The sequence below is a fragment of the Streptomyces sp. NPDC091377 genome, from assembly GCF_044757045.1.
GTDB lineage: Bacteria > Actinomycetota > Actinomycetes > Streptomycetales > Streptomycetaceae > Streptomyces.
On sequence record NZ_JBIVUE010000008.1, the window covers coordinates 213,144 to 229,226 of the forward strand.

At 69.3% G+C, this 16,083-nt stretch carries 15 protein-coding genes and 1 riboswitch; of the genes, 7 read left to right on the plus strand and 8 right to left on the minus strand.

The annotated features are described in order from the left end of the window. Positions 1 to 152 precede the first annotated feature (152 nt). Entirely contained in the window at positions 153 to 719 is a 567-nt protein-coding gene (locus tag ACIQNG_RS19900; protein WP_401486536.1) for an ATP-binding protein, read from the minus strand. 257 nt (positions 720 to 976) lie between these two features. Between ACIQNG_RS19900 and ACIQNG_RS19905 the strand changes: the two genes are divergently transcribed. Further along, the gene (locus ACIQNG_RS19905; protein ID WP_401486538.1) at positions 977 to 2,269 is read left to right on the plus strand and encodes a tetratricopeptide repeat protein; all 1,293 of its coding nucleotides are present in this window, start codon (positions 977 to 979) and stop codon (positions 2,267 to 2,269) included. Positions 2,270 to 2,347: 78 nt separating this feature from the next. Here the strand turns inward: ACIQNG_RS19905 and thiC are convergent, their stop codons facing one another. Beyond that, complete coding sequence (thiC, locus tag ACIQNG_RS19910) at positions 2,348 to 4,150, minus strand: phosphomethylpyrimidine synthase ThiC (protein WP_401486540.1); 1,803 nt, start codon at positions 4,148 to 4,150, stop codon at positions 2,348 to 2,350. Then, positions 4,143 to 4,332, minus strand: a riboswitch (TPP riboswitch). (Overlaps the previous gene by 8 nt.) 671 nt (positions 4,333 to 5,003) lie before the next feature. Between thiC and ACIQNG_RS19915 the strand changes: the two genes are divergently transcribed. Beyond that, positions 5,004 to 6,335, plus strand: coding sequence for a YibE/F family protein (locus ACIQNG_RS19915; RefSeq protein ID WP_401437948.1), 1,332 nt, complete (start codon positions 5,004 to 5,006; stop codon positions 6,333 to 6,335). Positions 6,336 to 6,674: 339 nt separating this feature from the next. Here the strand turns inward: ACIQNG_RS19915 and ACIQNG_RS19920 are convergent, their stop codons facing one another. The 4 genes from ACIQNG_RS19920 to ACIQNG_RS19935 all read right to left on the minus strand — a co-directional run bounded on the left by ACIQNG_RS19920 (position 6,675) and on the right by ACIQNG_RS19935 (position 9,281). Continuing rightward, complete coding sequence (locus ACIQNG_RS19920; RefSeq protein WP_401437946.1) at positions 6,675 to 7,121, minus strand: SsgA family sporulation/cell division regulator; 447 nt, start codon at positions 7,119 to 7,121, stop codon at positions 6,675 to 6,677. A 100-nt stretch (positions 7,122 to 7,221) separates the two neighbouring features. Beyond that, entirely contained in the window at positions 7,222 to 7,956 is a 735-nt protein-coding gene (locus ACIQNG_RS19925) for an IclR family transcriptional regulator (RefSeq protein ID WP_401486759.1), read from the minus strand. Between the two features lie 621 nt (positions 7,957 to 8,577). Continuing rightward, complete coding sequence (locus tag ACIQNG_RS19930; RefSeq protein ID WP_401437944.1) at positions 8,578 to 8,790, minus strand: DUF5326 family protein; 213 nt, start codon at positions 8,788 to 8,790, stop codon at positions 8,578 to 8,580. Between the two features lie 173 nt (positions 8,791 to 8,963). Next, positions 8,964 to 9,281, minus strand: coding sequence for a cupin domain-containing protein (locus ACIQNG_RS19935; RefSeq protein ID WP_401437998.1), 318 nt, complete (start codon positions 9,279 to 9,281; stop codon positions 8,964 to 8,966). A 58-nt stretch (positions 9,282 to 9,339) separates the two neighbouring features. On the opposite strand from ACIQNG_RS19935, the gene ACIQNG_RS19940 reads away from it, so the two are divergent. The 3 genes from ACIQNG_RS19940 (at position 9,340) to ACIQNG_RS19950 (ending at position 11,544) form a co-directional block, all read left to right on the plus strand. Beyond that, complete coding sequence (locus tag ACIQNG_RS19940; RefSeq protein ID WP_401437941.1) at positions 9,340 to 9,717, plus strand: phage holin family protein; 378 nt, start codon at positions 9,340 to 9,342, stop codon at positions 9,715 to 9,717. Positions 9,718 to 9,889: 172 nt separating this feature from the next. Further along, entirely contained in the window at positions 9,890 to 10,381 is a 492-nt protein-coding gene (locus tag ACIQNG_RS19945) for a low molecular weight protein-tyrosine-phosphatase (protein WP_401486543.1), read from the plus strand. Beyond that, positions 10,378 to 11,544, plus strand: a complete 1,167-nt coding sequence (locus ACIQNG_RS19950) for a cystathionine gamma-lyase (protein WP_401486545.1) — start codon at positions 10,378 to 10,380, stop codon at positions 11,542 to 11,544. Before ACIQNG_RS19945 ends, ACIQNG_RS19950 begins: the two co-directional genes overlap by 4 nt. 128 nt (positions 11,545 to 11,672) lie before the next feature. Here the strand turns inward: ACIQNG_RS19950 and ACIQNG_RS19955 are convergent, their stop codons facing one another. Further along, positions 11,673 to 12,284 carry a class I SAM-dependent methyltransferase gene (locus ACIQNG_RS19955; RefSeq protein WP_401486547.1) on the minus strand — a complete coding sequence of 204 codons (612 nt, stop codon included), beginning with the start codon at positions 12,282 to 12,284 and terminating at the stop codon, positions 11,673 to 11,675. A gap of 241 nt (positions 12,285 to 12,525) precedes the next feature. Between ACIQNG_RS19955 and ACIQNG_RS19960 the strand changes: the two genes are divergently transcribed. Both ACIQNG_RS19960 and ACIQNG_RS19965 read left to right on the plus strand, forming a co-directional pair. After that, complete coding sequence (locus ACIQNG_RS19960; protein WP_401486549.1) at positions 12,526 to 13,434, plus strand: LysR family transcriptional regulator; 909 nt, start codon at positions 12,526 to 12,528, stop codon at positions 13,432 to 13,434. Positions 13,435 to 13,611: 177 nt separating this feature from the next. Beyond that, positions 13,612 to 14,094: an NUDIX domain-containing protein gene (locus tag ACIQNG_RS19965; protein ID WP_401437927.1), complete on the plus strand. Its 483-nt coding sequence runs from the start codon at positions 13,612 to 13,614 to the stop codon at positions 14,092 to 14,094. Between the two features lie 264 nt (positions 14,095 to 14,358). On the opposite strand, the gene ACIQNG_RS19970 is transcribed toward ACIQNG_RS19965, so the two are convergent. Further along, complete coding sequence (locus ACIQNG_RS19970; protein WP_401486550.1) at positions 14,359 to 16,068, minus strand: globin domain-containing protein; 1,710 nt, start codon at positions 16,066 to 16,068, stop codon at positions 14,359 to 14,361. Between the last annotated feature and the right edge of the window lie 15 nt (positions 16,069 to 16,083).

Genomic DNA, 16,083 nt, shown 5'->3' on the forward strand with positions numbered 1-16,083 from the left:
GGTCTTCGGTTGTGAAGCGCGGTCCTCTGGAGCCGAGTGGGGAACTCGGCGAACTCAGGAGGCCACGCCCGTCCGCTGAAGGGATCGCCCCTCAGCCCGGGTCTGTCGCCCGCTCCTGAGAACAGAGGCGTGAAGCGACAGCCCGGAGATCGTCAGGAGGGGGTGTCTCGTACACCGCCGTCCCGGTCGAGCCGACACCACACGGTCTTGCCGCCCCTGTCCTCCGGTGTCCACCAGACCGCCGACGCCAGTCGCTGAACGATCAACAGACCACGGCCGTTGTCGGGTACGACCGCTTCCGCCAGCTCCAGCATCAGGCCAGGCGAGAAGGTGTCACCCATCGGGAGGAGCGGGGGCGCCGAGTCTTCGTCGGAGACTCCGATGAACAGCCACTTCGGCCACACCTTGAACAGCACGTTGATGTGCCGGTTTCCGCCGGGACGTGCGCGACGGCGGTCCGGCACCACGTGGTTCACGACGTTGCCGATCAGTTCGGAAACGATCAGCCGGGCATCGTCCACGGCTTCACCGGCGCCCACACGCATGAGGAACGCGCCCGTCATGTCGCGCGCCACCTGACCCGTGTTGGGGAACTCGGCAAGGAGCGTCAAGGAGAGGAAGTGCCCGCCCGACGCCGGAACAGGCGCGGCGAACCAGTGCGCGTACGCGTCTAGCTCCTCTGTCATGTGCTCATGCCCTCGCGCCTTCTTCGCGTCCATGGCATCCGTCTCAGGTCTCGTCTGCCGAGGCCATCCCGACAGGGTGACCCGAGGGTGCACCCCTCGTACCGGCTGTCGCTCCCCCCTCTTGGGGACCCCCCTCCTGGGTACACTCGCGGGAGAGACCGGGAAGCGAAGATCGAGAGAGCGGATCAGGCGAGAAGATCCGGCAGGTCCATTCACCATGGGGAAGTGGGATGGCCGAAGTAGCACCGACACCGGCAGCTCTACCGCCGCATGTGCTGGAACGTGCAGACGTGCGGTCCGCGATCGCCAGCCACGACTTCGGCGAAGTCTTCAGACTCGCCAAGATCCACGGTGGCATCAGCTACGCCAAGATCGCCGAGGCGGTCAACTACAAGCGCGAACACATCGGCAAGATGGCCCGCCCCGAAACCGATGGCAAAGGCGTGCGACCACGGATCACTCAGTTCACCAAGATCCTTGAAGTGGTGGACGGCCTACGGATCCCCGGTCATCTCGCAGGACTCGCCCCGCGCCCATGGGAAAAGGACCGGTCATCCTCGATATCCACACCGGACGACCCCAGCGCACTGATCGCCCAGGGCGGAGCCGGACTCTGGGATGTCGCCGAGTTGCTCAGGCGCACGGAGATGTCCAGCATCAACAGCGCCGCCCTGGAGTCGATCGAGCAGGGCATTGATCAACTGGCCCGCGCCTATCCGTACGCAGACGCCGACTACCTCCACGAGCGGACCCGCAACGGCCTTCACTACGTCACCAAGCAACTCGAAGGCCGTACGACCCTCCGCCAGCACCGCGAGCTACTCGTGGACGCCGGATGGCTCTTCCTGCTGAACGCATGTGTCCAGTACGACCGAGGCCAGCGCGAGGCCGCCAACCTCAGCAAGGCCGCCGCACTGCGGATCGGCAAGGAGGCCGGGCACGGCGAGATAAAGGCATGGGCCTGGGAGATCGAAGCCTGGTTCGCCCTCACCCAGAGCCGCTGGCAAGACATGCTCACCGCAGTGGAGGCCGGGCATGTGGCGGACCAGACCCACTCTGTGGGCGTCCAGCTCTACGCGCACAAGGCCCGCGCCGCAGCCCGCATGGGGGATGCCCGCCTGGTACGGGATTCCCTGGACGCCGGGCGAGCCCGCCTTGACCGACTGCCCAAGCCCGATCACCCGGAACACCACTTCATCATCGACCCGGACAAGTGGGACTTCTACGAGATGGACGCCTACCGTCTACTCGGAGACGACGAACGCGCCGCCGCCCACGCCCGCTCGGTCATCCGGATCAGCACAGGCCCCGACGGCACCGAGATCTCACCCATGCGAGCAGCCGAGGCCCGCCTCACCCTCGGAGTGGCCGCCGCCCGAACCGGCGACGTAGAAGAGGCAATCGGCATGGGCACAACAGCCCTGGAGGCCGACCGCAAGTCGCTCCCATCCCTCCTTTTAGTCGCTGACGAGCTGGACAACGAACTGCGCGCCCGGTACCCGCGTGAAGCCTCCACACGGGACTTCCACGAACGGGTGCGGACCATCAAGCGGGGTGCCTCCAAGCCCGAGCTTCCGTTCTGAGCTGTCGGAGGAAAGCCCGCGCTCCCGATCCAGGTAGAACAAGATCGGGAGCGCAGGGCATTTCAGATCAGCCGGGCCTCAGTCGGCGAGCGGTAGGTACACCCGGTTCCCCGCCTCAGCGAACTCCTTGGACTTCTGAAGCATCCCCTCAGCGACCTCCTCAGGTGACGCCCCCTCAGCCGCCGCACCACCAAACTGCCGTGTGATGCTTTGGCTAATTTTCATGCTGCAGAACTTCGGGCCGCACATGGAGCAGAAGTGGGCCGTCTTGGCGGGCTCCGCCGGCAGGGTCTCGTCGTGGAACTCGCGGGCCGTGTCGGGGTCGAGGGCCAGGTTGAACTGGTCCTCCCACCGGAACTCGAAGCGGGCGTCGGACAGCGCGTCGTCCCACTCCTGGGCTCCTGGGTGCCCCTTGGCGAGGTCGGCGGCGTGAGCGGCGATCTTGTAGGTGATGACGCCGGTCTTGACGTCGTCGCGGTTGGGCAGGCCGAGGTGCTCCTTGGGGGTGACGTAGCAGAGCATGGCCGTGCCCCACCAGGCGATCATCGCGGCGCCGATGCCGGAGGTGATGTGGTCGTACGCCGGCGCCACGTCCGTGGTCAGCGGGCCGAGCGTGTAGAACGGGGCCTCTTCGCAGATCTCCTGCTGAAGATCGATGTTCTCCTTGATCTTGTGCATCGGGACGTGCCCCGGGCCTTCGATCATGGTCTGTACGTGGAAACTTTTGGCGATCCGGTTGAGTTCGCCGAGCGTGCGCAACTCCGCGAACTGCGCCTCGTCGTTGGCGTCCGCGATGGAGCCCGGCCGCAGCCCGTCACCCAGCGAGTAGGTGATGTCGTAGGCGGCGAGAATTTCGCAGAGCTCCTCGAAGTTCTCGTAGAGGAACGACTCCCTGTGGTGGGCCAGGCACCATGCCGCCATGATCGAGCCGCCGCGCGAGACGATGCCGGTCTTGCGGTTCGCGGTCAGCGGGACGTACGGCAGGCGGACGCCCGCGTGGACGGTCATGTAGTCCACGCCCTGCTCGGCCTGTTCGACCACCGTGTCCCGGTAGATCTCCCAGTTCAGCTCCTCGGCCCGGCCGTCGACCTTCTCCAGGGCCTGGTAGAGGGGGACCGTGCCGATGGGGACGGGGGAGTTGCGCAGCACCCATTCACGGGTGGTGTGGATATTGCGGCCGGTGGAGAGGTCCATGACCGTGTCGGCGCCCCAGCGGGTCGCCCAGGTCATCTTGTCGACCTCTTCCTCGATGGAGGAGGTCACCGCCGAGTTGCCGATGTTGGCGTTGACCTTCACCAGGAACCGCTTGCCGATGATCATCGGCTCGATCTCCGGGTGGTTGATGTTGGCGGGCAGCACGGCCCGTCCCGCCGCGATCTCCTCACGGACGACCTCGGGCGAGACGTTCTCCCGGAGGGCCACGTACTCCATCTCCGGCGTGATCTCACCCCGGCGCGCATAGGCGAGCTGAGTGACCGCGCCGCCGTCCCGGCTGCGGCGCGGCTGACGGGGGCGGCCGGGGAAGACCGCGTCGAGGTTACGCAGTCCACCGCGCGGCGAGGTGTGCTTGATGCCGTCGTCCTCGGGGCGGACGGGGCGGCCCGCGTACTCCTCGGTGTCACCGCGGGCGATGATCCAGTTCTCCCGCAGCGGTGTCAGTCCCCTGCGGACGTCGGTTTCGACCAGCGGATCGGTGTACGGGCCGGAGGTGTCGTACAGGGTGACCGACTGCCCGTTGGTGAGGTGCACCTGGCGGACCGGCACCCGCAGATCGGGGCGTGAGCCCTCGACGTACGCCTTGTGCCAGCCGATGGACTTCCCGGCCTCCTCGTCGCTGGAGGACCGCGTGGAGGCAGGCGTGCTTGTGTCCTTGATGGTCATGAGACCTACTCCCTACGCCGGCATTACCCGGTAACAGGTTCGGCGGTCGACGCAGCGGCTTCCGTCTGTCGGCGTTCCATGGGATACATCACTCAGGACGAGTGATGTTCCACGTGAAACATCGCGAAGACGAAGGTCAGCGCCCTCTCAGCCCGGTGCTCCGAGCTCCCGCGTGTACAAAGGTGCCTCCACGCTAGCGTCAATTCGGGCGCGGTGAACAGAGGGGGTCTTCCGTTCTTGCGATGATCGGTCGGTGACCACACCGCAGGATCCCTCGTATCCGTCGCCTGAACCGCCCCATGGCCCAGGCACGTCTTCCGGTGCCGGTGCCGGCAACGGCCCCGGAGCCTCGCGCGGCCAGGTGCCGCGCCCCGGCGGACACGGCCACGACGGCGGTACGCCTCACCCGGCACAGGATTTCCGTCAGCCCGCACAGGACTTCCGTCAGCCTCCACAGGACTTCCGCCGCCCACCGGGGCAGCAGTTCAGGGGTGAGCGTGAGGCCGGCGGCCATGGCGACAGGCAGGGCGGACACGGCGGCTGGCAGGACGCGCAGAGCGCGCAGAGCGCGCCGAGCGGGGAGAGCGGGCAGAGCGGCCACGGGGGGCACGGTGGGCACCAGGCCGGGCAGGGACCCGGGCACGGTGGTGGGCAGGGACCCGGGCAGGGCGGTGGGCAGGGACCCGGGCCCGGTGAGGGGAAGGGGTCGGGGCACGGTGAGGGGAAGGGGCCGGGGCATGGCGGTGGGCACGGTCACTCCCAGGGCCACAGTCACAGTCACGGCCCGGCGGCCCCGGTCTCCCTCCACCTACGGAAGATCATCGCGGCCATCCTGCTCCCGTTCGCCGCGGCCGTGCTGGTCGGGCTGGGGATGCTGTGGCCGGGCGGTGCGCCGCCGCACGAGCGCACGGGGGTCGGGTTCGACCGGCAGACGCACGACGCCACGGTCACCAGGGTCGAGCGGGTGGACTGCGCGTCGGTGAACGCCTCCGGAGGCACCCCGACCGGCGACACCTCCACCGCCGAGGGTTCCTCCGCCGTGCAACAGGCCAACGGCACCTGCAAGCGGGCGACGATCCGGGTGGACACCGGTGACGAGAAGGGCCGTACGTTCACGGAGATCGTCCAGCCCGACCAGTCCCGCCAGTTGGAGCAGGACCAGAAGGTCATCGTCGCCTACGAACCCTCGGCACCGAAGGACCTGCAGTACTCGGTGACGGACATCAACCGGCGGGTCCCCCTGGCCCTGCTCGCCGGGATCTTCGCGCTGGCCGTCGTGGTCGTGGGGCGGATGCGTGGTGTGATGGCGCTGGTCGCACTGGCGATCAGCTTCATGATTCTGAACTTCTTCATCCTGCCCGCCATCCTCCAGGGCTCGAATCCGCTGGTCGTGGCGGTGGTCGGGGCGAGCGCCATCATGCTGATCGCCCTGTATCTGTGCCATGGGCTGTCGGCGAGAACCTCGGTCGCGGTGCTGGGCACGCTGATCTCGTTGCTGCTCATCGGCGTACTCGGTCTGCTCTTCATCGGCTGGGCCGCGCTCAGCGGGGACACGGACGACAACACCGGTCTGATCCACGGCCTGTACCCGTCCATCGACATGAGCGGTCTGCTGCTGGCCGGTGTCATCATCGGCTCGCTGGGTGTGCTGGACGATGTGACGGTCACCCAGACCTCGGCGGTCTGGGAGTTGCACGAGGCCAACCCCACGATGGGCTGGAAGGGCCTGTACCGGGCCGGCATCCGGATCGGCCGCGACCACATCGCCTCGGTCGTCAACACCCTCGTCCTCGCCTACGCCGGTGCCGCGCTCCCGCTGCTGCTGCTCTTCTCGATCGCGCAGAGCAGCATGGGGACGGTCGCCAACAGTGAGTTGGTCGCCCAGGAGATCGTGCGGACTCTGGTGGGTTCGATCGGGCTCGTGGCCTCCGTGCCGGTGACGACGGCCCTCGCGGCTCTGGTCGTCTCGGCCGACCGTCCGTCGACGGCGGAAGGGCGGAGCCGGCCGGCCGGGCTGCTGGGACGAGCGGGGCTCAAGGGACAGACGGTGCCCGCCGGGGCGGCGGGGCAGGGCGCGACCGGACAGGGCACCGCGGGGCAAGGGCCCATGGCCCCGGGCGGGCGCCCTCCGAGCATCCCGAACGCCCCGAGCCGCGGGGGCCGGGGGCGCCGCCGAAAGCGCTGAGGGCGAGCGGGCGGCGGGGAAGCGACGGGGCAAGCGGGCGGCGGGGAGCGACGGGGCGAGAGGGCGGTGGAAGGCCGGAGCCAACGGGCTAGAGGGCATGCGGCCGAGCGGGCGACGGGAGGCGGGAGGGAGCGGGAGAGGGGGCAAGCGGCGAGCGGGCGGCGGGAGGCGAAGGGCGGCGGGAGGACGGCGGAAGAGCGGTGGGACGGGCAAGAGGGTTCTCACCCGCTCCGTCCTCGAAGAACCGTTCCTGCCAACCCCCCGAGGCCCGATCGAGCCCCGCCCCGGCCCCTCCGACGTCGGCTGAGGAAGCGTTCCGCCACCCTGGCCGTCGTAGGTTCAACCCGTGCTCGGTTCCTCGGCCAGGATGCGGTCGAGGGCCTCGTCGAGGTGGGCGTCGAAGTCGGCGAGCGCACCCTCCTGGCCGAACGGCACCAGTTTGTCGGTGCGGTCGAGAAACGCCACCAGCGGCGCCGCCGAGGAGCGGAACAGCGCCTGGTCGCTGCCGACCTGAAGCCGGATCAAGGTCTCGCCGATCGGGTCGTTCTCGGCCGGAGCCACATGGACATCGCCCTCACCACACGGCGCCGCCATGCCGTCGACCAGCAACTCCCGGCCGAACACCCAGGTCACAGGGGCGTCCCCGGGCAGATGGAAGGTCAGCCGCACGGCATAGGGGTCGGACGCCTCATAACGCAACTCCACCGGGATACGGAACGACAGCTCCTCGGAGACGAGAAAGCTCATCATGATCTCTGCTTGAACTGTCTGAACGGACTCGCGCATCGCCTACCCCGTCATATGCCGGTCAAGTGGCCGGGAATGAACGCCTGACATGTGTTGGCATCTTGCTGAACGTACACAGCAGATCACAAGGAGTAAGTTTTCAAATGCTGATAGAGATCGCCAGTGAGCCGAGAAGCCGGCCGATCTCGCGCTGCAATTGCCGTGTGGCGGGCAGCAGTCGGTCCGCCTGCTGAGTGGGGAGCGAGAGAGCGATCGTCGCCGCCGTACTGCCCACCGTGATGGGGATCGCGGAGCACACGACCCCCAGTGTGTATTCCTGCCTCTCGACCACCGGTTCCATGCGTCGCGCCCGGCCCAGACGGCGCAGGAGGGAGCTGTCGTCACGCACCGTGTACGGAGTGATGGTCTGTACGGGGTGCCGGTCGAGGTGGTCACGGCGGGCAGGTTCATCCAGTTGGGCCAGTAGACACTGGCCGACCGCGTGGGCGTGACCCGTCTCCCGGAAGTTGGCCCACTCCTCCACCGCCGGGTTGCCCGGGGTGTCCGAGACGCACATGACCTCGATCTCGCCGTCGCGATAGACGGCGTAGTACACGGGCGCCCCGATGGAATCCCGCCAATGCGCGAGGGCCTCGACGACCGTGCTGCGACGTTTCTGCTGTGCCGCGCTGCCGCTGAGGCGCTCCGCAGCCGCACCGAGGAAGAACAGGCCCTGGTCGCGGCGGAGGTATCCCTCATGGACCAGGGTGCGCAGCAGGTGGTAGGCGGTGGGCAGGGCCAGACCGGTCTCCCGGGCCAGTTGCTTGGCGGGAGCACCGTACTCGTGCTCGGCGACGCGTTCCAGCAGTCGCATCGCGCGCTGCACGGATCCGATGAGGGTCGCGGACGGGCTCCGTGCCGGTGGTTGGTCCGGGCGTCGTACCGGCGGCCGGGCGCTTCGTGCCGACGACTGGTCGGGGAGCCGTACCGACGGCTCCGGGCTTCGAACGGGTCGAACGGGTTGTTCGGGAGGGCGTACGCACAACGGCGTCGGTGGGACGGACGGCGAAGAGGAAGAGGAAGGGGATGTGGAAGCAGAGGTGGAAGAGGAAGCGGATGCGCGGGTTTCGGTGGTGGCGGTGTCTACCGAGGCCAAGGGTGACTCCCGTTGCGCGAGGGGGCAGCCGTGCGGGGGAGCACGGAGGGGGGAGGGGTTCACCGCTCGCGGGCGGACCCGCGACGGGTTCCGGACTTTAGCCCTCCGCCTTGGCCCGCAGGCGGCTCGTCCGGCAAACTTCCCCCACCCGAGGGACCCGGTGGCTCCCGCCATCGGGCCACCGACCACCCCTGCCGGTTCACGGGCACGTCACCGGCTCAACGCCCTACCGGATCAACGCCCCCCCCCATCGGATCAACGCCCTACCGAATCAACGCCCCCCATCGGATCAGCGTCCCACCGGCTCAACGCCCCACCGGCTCAACGTCTCACCGACTCACCGGCCTGTCGGCTCACGCGTCACCAGTCGCCGCGCGACGACGAACTCGACGTGAACTTGCGCACGACGTAGATCAGTCCGCCGACCAGCGCCACGAAGATCAGCAACTTGAAGAGCAGACCGATCACGAAGCCCACGACGGTCGCTATCAGACCGCCGAACACGACCAGAGCGATGATCGGCACCGCGATCCACTTCACCCACCACGGCAGTCCCGCGAAGAACTCCTGCATCGCCCTCGCCCTTCTCTCCCGGCCCGTCGGTCGAACCGGCCCTGGTGGGCCCGTCGGTCCGCCGGGTCATGTGATGTCCTGCCTTCGATGCTAAAGCGGACAGGGGGGCCGATGGGGTGCTCGCACCCCTTGTCCTCCCCTGACCGATCCCCTAGGGAATCCGGGGTGCCGAGTCAGCCCTCCGGCGGGGAGAAGATCACCAGGACCCGGAGATCCTCGGTGATGTGGTGGAACTTGTGCGCCACGCCCGCCGGGACATAGACCACGCTGCCGCGCGCAACCTGGGTGGTCTCCATGCCCACGGTGATCGCGGCGCGGCCACTGACCACGAAGTAGACCTCGTCCTGGCGGTGCGGCTGCTGGGGGTCCGGTTCGCCGGCGTCGAGCGCGTAGAGTCCGACCGACATATTCCGCTCATGCAGAAACTGCAGGTAGGCGCCCTCGTTGGCGGCGCGTTCCGTCTCCAGCTCATCCAGCCGGAATGCCTTCATCGTATTGTCGCCCTCACGCCCGTGCTCGTAGCCGATCTGGTCTGCCACGATCAGACACATGAAGAATTTCGTAGTCAAGACGATCGCCAATGCGGGCGCCCTGGCCGTGGCCGTGTGGCTGCTCGACAAGATCACGCTCACTGGGGCCAGTACCGGCAAGAAGGTCGGCACTCTGCTGGTGATCGCGCTGATCTTCGGCCTGGTCAACTTTGTCGTGAAGCCGATCGTGCAGTTGCTGAGCCTGCCGCTGTTGATCCTCACCCTGGGTCTGTTCACCCTGATCGTGAACGCCCTGATGCTGCTGCTGACCTCGTGGCTGGCGGATCAGTTCGACCTCGGTTTCCATGTCGAGGGCTTCTGGACGGCGGTCCTGGGCGGCCTGATCATCTCGGTCGTCTCGTGGGCGCTGAACATGATCCTTCCTGACGGAGACTGATCACCCTGATGAGAATGCCCATTTTGACCGATTCGTTCGCGCCGACCGCTGCGACCGGTGTGACTGGTGTGACCGCCGCGACCGGCGGAACCGGTGCGACCGGTGCAACCGGCGGAACCGCTGCGACCGGTGCGACCGGATCGGTCACAGAGATGATCGGGAATGACCGTTCATGACCTATCACGTCTGTTTTGTCTGCACCGGCAACATCTGCCGTTCGCCCATGGCCGAATCCGTCTTCTCGGCGCGCGTCGCGGAGGCCGGTCTCGATGATCAGGTGGTGGTCGACAGTGCCGGTACGGGCGGCTGGCACGTGGGCAATCCCGCCGACCCCCGCACGGTGGCCGTGCTGGAGGAGAACGGGTACGGCGGCGACCACGCGGCACGGCAGTTCGAAGCTTCCTGGTTCGCCGACCTCGATCTCGTCGTCGCGCTCGACCGGGGCCACCTGAAGGCCCTGCGCCGCCTCGCGCCCACCGCGCGGGACGCGGAGAAGGTACGGCTGCTGCGCTCGTACGACCCCGCCGCCGGCGACGACCTGGACGTGCCCGACCCGTACTACGGGGGCATGGAGGGCTTCGTGGAGTGTCTTGAGATGGTGGAGGCGGCGAGCGAAGGGCTGCTCGTCGCGGTACGCGAGCAGGTGGAGGGACGAGCGGCATGAGTGATTCGGCTGGGCGGGGCGGCGGGATTCGGCCAGAGGGTGTGGGCGAGGGCACGCGCGCGGTGCGGGCCGGGCTGCCGGAGCCGGTGGCGTACGAGCCCACGCTCCCCGGCCCGGTCTTCGCCGCCCACTTCCATCTCCCGGGCGAGCCCACGGGACCGTACGCCTACGGTCGCGACGAGAACCCCACCTGGACCCATCTGGAGCGGGCGATCGGCGAGTTGGAGGCGCCGGGGCGGGACGACGTGGAGACGCTGGTCTTCGCGTCCGGCATGGCCGCGATCTCGGCGTTGCTGTTCTCGCAGTTGCGCGCGGGGGACGTGGCCGTGCTGCCGAGCGACGGCTATCAGGTGCTGCCGCTGGTCCGGGCGCAACTGGAGGCGTACGGCATCGAGGTACGGACCGCGCCGACCGGCGGGGACGCCCAGCTCGACCTGCTCGACGGCGCGAAGCTGCTGTGGATCGAGACGCCGTCCAACCCCGGGCTGGACGTGTGCGACGTGCGGCGCCTCGCCGAGGCGGCACGGGCCGGCGGGACGTTGGTGGCGGTCGACAACACCCTCGCCACGCCGCTCGGGCAGCGCCCGCTGGAGTTGGGCGCCGACTTCTCGGTGGCGAGCGGCACCAAGCAGCTGACCGGGCACGGGGATGTGCTGCTCGGCTACGTCACCGGCCGCGACGCCGCCGCCATGGCCGCCGTACGACGCTGGCGGAAGATCGTCGGGGCGATCGCGGGGCCCATGGAGGCATGGCTCGCGCATCGGTCGCTGGCGACGCTCCAGATGCGGGTGGACCGGCAGACGGCGACCGCGCTGAAGATCGCCGAGGCGCTGCGGGACTGGCCGGAGAAGCTGAACGTACGCTACCCGGGCCTGTCGACCGACCCCTCGCACCCGTTGGCCTCCCGTCAGATGCGGCGCTACGGCTGCGTGGTCTCCTTCACCCTGCCCTCACGCGCACGCGCCGAGCGCTTCCTGGACGCCCTCCGCCTGGTCGACGACGCCACCAGCTTCGGCGGCGTCCGCTCCACAGCCGAACGCCGGGGCCGCTGGGGCGGCGACGCGGTCCCCGAGGGCTTCATCCGCCTGTCGGTGGGAGCGGAGGACCCGGAGGACCTGATGGACGACGTGCTGGGAGCACTGAAGACGTCGTCGCAGGGATAACCGACAACGGCCGGGCCCCGAGCCAGAACAGGCTCTGAGCGGGATGGCCGATCGCCGGTACCCGATGAGCGATGCGGCGAAGGCTGTGGGACAAGGAAGACGGGTCTTCACGACATGCGTCCGCCCCCTCACCCCGGCCCCCCGCCCAAGGCCACCGCGTTCCATGTCACCGCTTCGCGGCCGAGGCGGTCTGTTGCCTCCTCCACGGTTCTCAGGAGTCTGAGGCCCGCGTCCGTCGCCTGTCGGGCCACGTCCTCCGCCGGGATGTCGAACATTCGGCGGTCCGTGGGGGGTTCGCCTCTGCGGAGGGTGATCAGCAGGGTGCCGCCGGGGGCCAGCAGTGCGGCGAGGCGTCGTATCGCGAGGGGGCGTTCCTCCGGGGCGAGGTGCATCCACACCGCGGACAACAGGATGACGTCGTAGGGGCCCTGGACTCCGTCGAGATCCGGCAGCGCGCCCTCTCGCCACGTGACGTCCGCGTCGGGGTGCAGGCGGGCCGCCACCTCGCGGAGTTCCGCCACGGGTTCCACGGCGTCGACCGCGAACCCGCGTGCCGCCAGGGCCGCCGCGTCCCGCCCGGTGCCCGCGCCGACGTCCAGCGCGCGGGCGGGCGGCTCGGGGAGCAGGTCCAGCAGCGCGCCGTGCACCGACTCGAACGACACGCTCTCGTACACGCTCCCCAGCCGCTCCGCCGACTCGGCGTAGTAGCGCTGCACCCCCGCAACCGAAGTTCGCTCCATACCCAGAACCGTACGACGCGCCACTGACAACGAGAGGTCCGAGGAGAGGCGGGCGGTCCGAGCCTCCCCCCTCGTGGCTCGGACCGCCCCGGTTCCACGCGCGAAGAACCGTGCGGACAAGGTTAGTTGACTCTGTGTCAGTGTCCCATCACAGTAAAACGGCAGATGCCTATCGACATATTTATGGCTGGGGCCCTGCCCGGGTCAGTGAGAGCGGTGGGCGCCATGGGAGGCGTGTGACATGGATCTGGCCCTGCTGCGCACGTTCGTCACCGTGCACCGGGCCGGCTCCTTCACCCGCGCCGCCGCACTGCTCGGCCTCTCCCAGCCCGCCGTCACCTCCCAGATCCGCACCCTGGAGCGCCAACTCGGCCGCCCCCTGTTCCTACGGCAGGCCCGCGGCGTGACCCCGACGACCATCGGCGACGAACTCGCGCACAAAGCCGCCCCGCACCTCGACGCCCTCATGGAGATCGCCGAGAGCGGCCTGGAGCATGACGAATCGGTCCTGCGTACCCTCCATCTCGCCGGGCCCCCGGAATTCACCGCAGAACGCGCCCTGCCCGCCCTCGTGGAACTGACCGGCGACCACGGACAGGGCTTCGCCCTCCGCACCTCCTTCGGAAACGCCGTCGAGACCCTGGAGGGCCTGGCCGCCGGACGTCACGACCTGGCCATCAGTACCGTCCGCCCGCGCGGCGCCCTGCTCACCGCCACCGCGCTCTGCGACGAGGAGCATGTCCTGGTCGCCGCACCCCGCTGGGCCGGGCGGCTCGGCGTCGAGCCCATCCCGCACAAGGCCGCCCCCGCCCTGGAGAACCTGCCCGTGGTCGAAGTGCACGAGTCGCTCCCCTTCGTCTGCCGCTACTGGGCCTCGGTCTACGACTCCCGCCCGTCCGCCTCCGGCACCGTGATCGTCCCTGACCTGCGGGCCGTCCTCGCCTGCGCCGCCGCGGGGGCGGGGCTCGCCGTGCTGCCCCGGTATCTGTGCGCTGAGGCACTGGAACGCGGGGAGGTCGTCGCCCTCCACGAACCCGCCGTACCGCCGCTCCGGACGTACTTCCTGGTCGTACGGACCGGGACGCTCGCCATGCCGCACATCGCGCGGGCGCACGAGTGGTTGCTGGGGGCGGCTGTCGGGTGGGGATGAGCAGGCCCGGCCGCGATGTCCCCGCACGTCGGTCAGGGAAGTGGCGGGACACCGTGCATCCGCCCCTTTCCCCAGCTCACCGTATGAACAGCAGCTTGCGTCGATGTTGACGCCATGAACAGGACGGGTGACGCCTCGCGATGTTTCACGTGGAACCAGCGGGGCCACATTTCTCCCATGACCGTCCGACCCGTGGTCAAGCGCACCGCGCGTGCCGTTCTCCTGGACGGCGATGACCTGATCCTGATCAAGCGCACCAAACCGGGCGTGGATCCCTACTGGGTCACTCCCGGCGGCGGGGTGGAGCCGAACGACCCGACGGTCGTCGACGCCCTGCACCGCGAGGTGTACGAGGAACTCGGCGCGAAGATCACCGATGTGGTGCCCTGCTTCGTCGACACCGTCGAGCACATCGGCGAGGACGGTGGCGCGACCGGGGTGAAGGTGCAGCACTTCTTCGTCTGCCGCCTGGCCTCCATGGACCCGGCCCTGCGCCACGGCCCCGAAGTGGACGCCCCCGCCGGTGAGTACGAGATCGTCCATGTGCCCTTCACCCGGGTCGGGATCGCCTCCGTACACCTCGTGCCGCTGTCGCTGCGGCACTATCTCGACGGGAACATCGAGGGCGTACGGGCCATGCACGCGCCCGATCTGGGCTGAACCGTCGGGACGAGACCTGTCGGGTCGGGTGGGGTCCGTGGGGTCGCGTGGGGTCGCGTGGAGTGGCGTGGAGTCCGTGGGATCGGGTCGAGCCCGTGGGATCTGGTCGAGCCCAAGGCATCGGTTCGAGCCTGTGGGGTTTGGTCGAGCCCGGGGGGGGCGGGTCGGGTCGAGCCCGGGGGGTCGGTTTGAGCCCGGGGCATCGGATGAGCCCGCCGGCTTCCATCGGATCTGCCCATCGCCCCGGGCGACCCCGCCCCGGCGTCAGGTGCCCGCCGCGACGAGTTCCTCCACCGAGTCATGGCGTATCCGCTCCGACGGGACACCGATGTCCTTCAGGGTGTGGACGCCTCGGCGGATCATGCCGGGCGGTCCGGAGAGATACGCGTCGTACTCCGTCCAGGGCCCGTACTCGCGCAGGGCGTCCGGCAGCTGGACGTGCGCCAGCTCATCGATGATCGCGCGGACGGAGAGCCAGGGATGCACCTGCTGGAGGCGGAGCATGGTGTCGATGTCGTAGAGGTCGAGATCGGTACGGGCGCCGTAGAAGACCTCGACCGGACGGCGTTCCCCGTGCTCGGCGACATCCTCCACGAGCGCCTTGATCGGGGCTATGCCGGTGCCGCCGCCCAGGCAGAGCAGGCCGCTGTCGGTGGTGTGGTCGACGGTCATCGACCCGGACGGCGGTCCGAGGCGTACGACATCGCCGGGGCGCGCGCGGTGGACCAGGGCGTTGGAGACCCAGCCCGCCGGGACGGCCTTCACATGGAAGGTGAGCAGACCGTCCGAGCGGGGCGCGGAGGCGAAGGAGTAGTGCCGCCAGACGCGCGGCCACCAGGGGGTCTCCAGGCTGGTGTACTGGCCCGCGAGGAAGGGGTAGGGCTGGTCGGGGCGGACGGTGACGACGGCGACATCGGGGGTCCTCAGCTCGTGCGTGACGACCTCCGCCTGCCACCAGGGCGGGGCCCGCAGTTCGTCCACGGCGGCCGCGTCGATCATCACCTGGGAGATCGTCGTGTACGCGCGGACCCATGCCGCCTCGGTCTCCGTGTCCCAGACCGTCCCCGCGTACCGGCTGAGCGCGCCGATGAGCGACTCGCCGACCGCGGGGTAGTGCTCGGCCTTGGTGCCGTACTTGCGGTGGCCACGGCCGAGTTGTTGCAGGTAGTCGATGAGTGTCGGCTTGTCGTCCAGATGCTCGACCGCCGTCAGCAGGGCCCTGAGCAGCCGGTCCCGCTGGGTGTCCATCGCGGCCGGGAACAGCGCGCGGAGTTCGGGGTGCCGTACGAAGAGCAGGGCGTAGAAGTACGAGGTCAGCTTGTCGGCGACCGGGGCGACCTCGGCCATCGTCCGCCGGATCAGCACGGCGTCGGGCGAGGCCGCCGGACCGGTGGCTCGCGGCACGGCCGCTGCGAACGCGTCCGGGAGGGATGGGGGTTGCGGTGTCCCTACGGCGGTTTCGGCGGGGGTGGGGCCAGGAAGCGTACGGGGCGTCCCCGGCGGAGTCGTGGCAGGAGGCATCGCGGCGGGAGGTGCGGTGACGGGGACTCCGGCGTCGGACGGCGCCCCGCTGTCAGGTATGCGCTCGGCCTCGGTGTTCTGATCGGGCGCGGGCCGCTCACCGAAGGCGCCTGCGTCGGCCGCCCTAGCGGCGTCGGTCGTCCTCCCCGGGTCCGCGGACACGTCCACGCCCACGTCAGAGTGCCCGTCCGGCCCGGGCCGGTGCTCAGCGTCGGCCGGTGAGACGTCGCCTTCGGCCTGAGTGTCCGGAACCTGGTCACCGCCGGTCGGCGCCCCGCTCCGTCCCAGCGTCCGCAACCCGGCCAAGCGCCGTCCCTCGACGGTCTCCTGCTCGCCGTCCGGAGTCGGTGCCGGCTGCTTGCGGGGGGTGAACCAGCCGCCCCCGCCCCCGGAAGTGCCGTTGCCGGCCGACGTGGTGGTCGGAGCGTCCATGGTGTGCCTCGCCTCGAACATCTCTCGGTCGGTCTG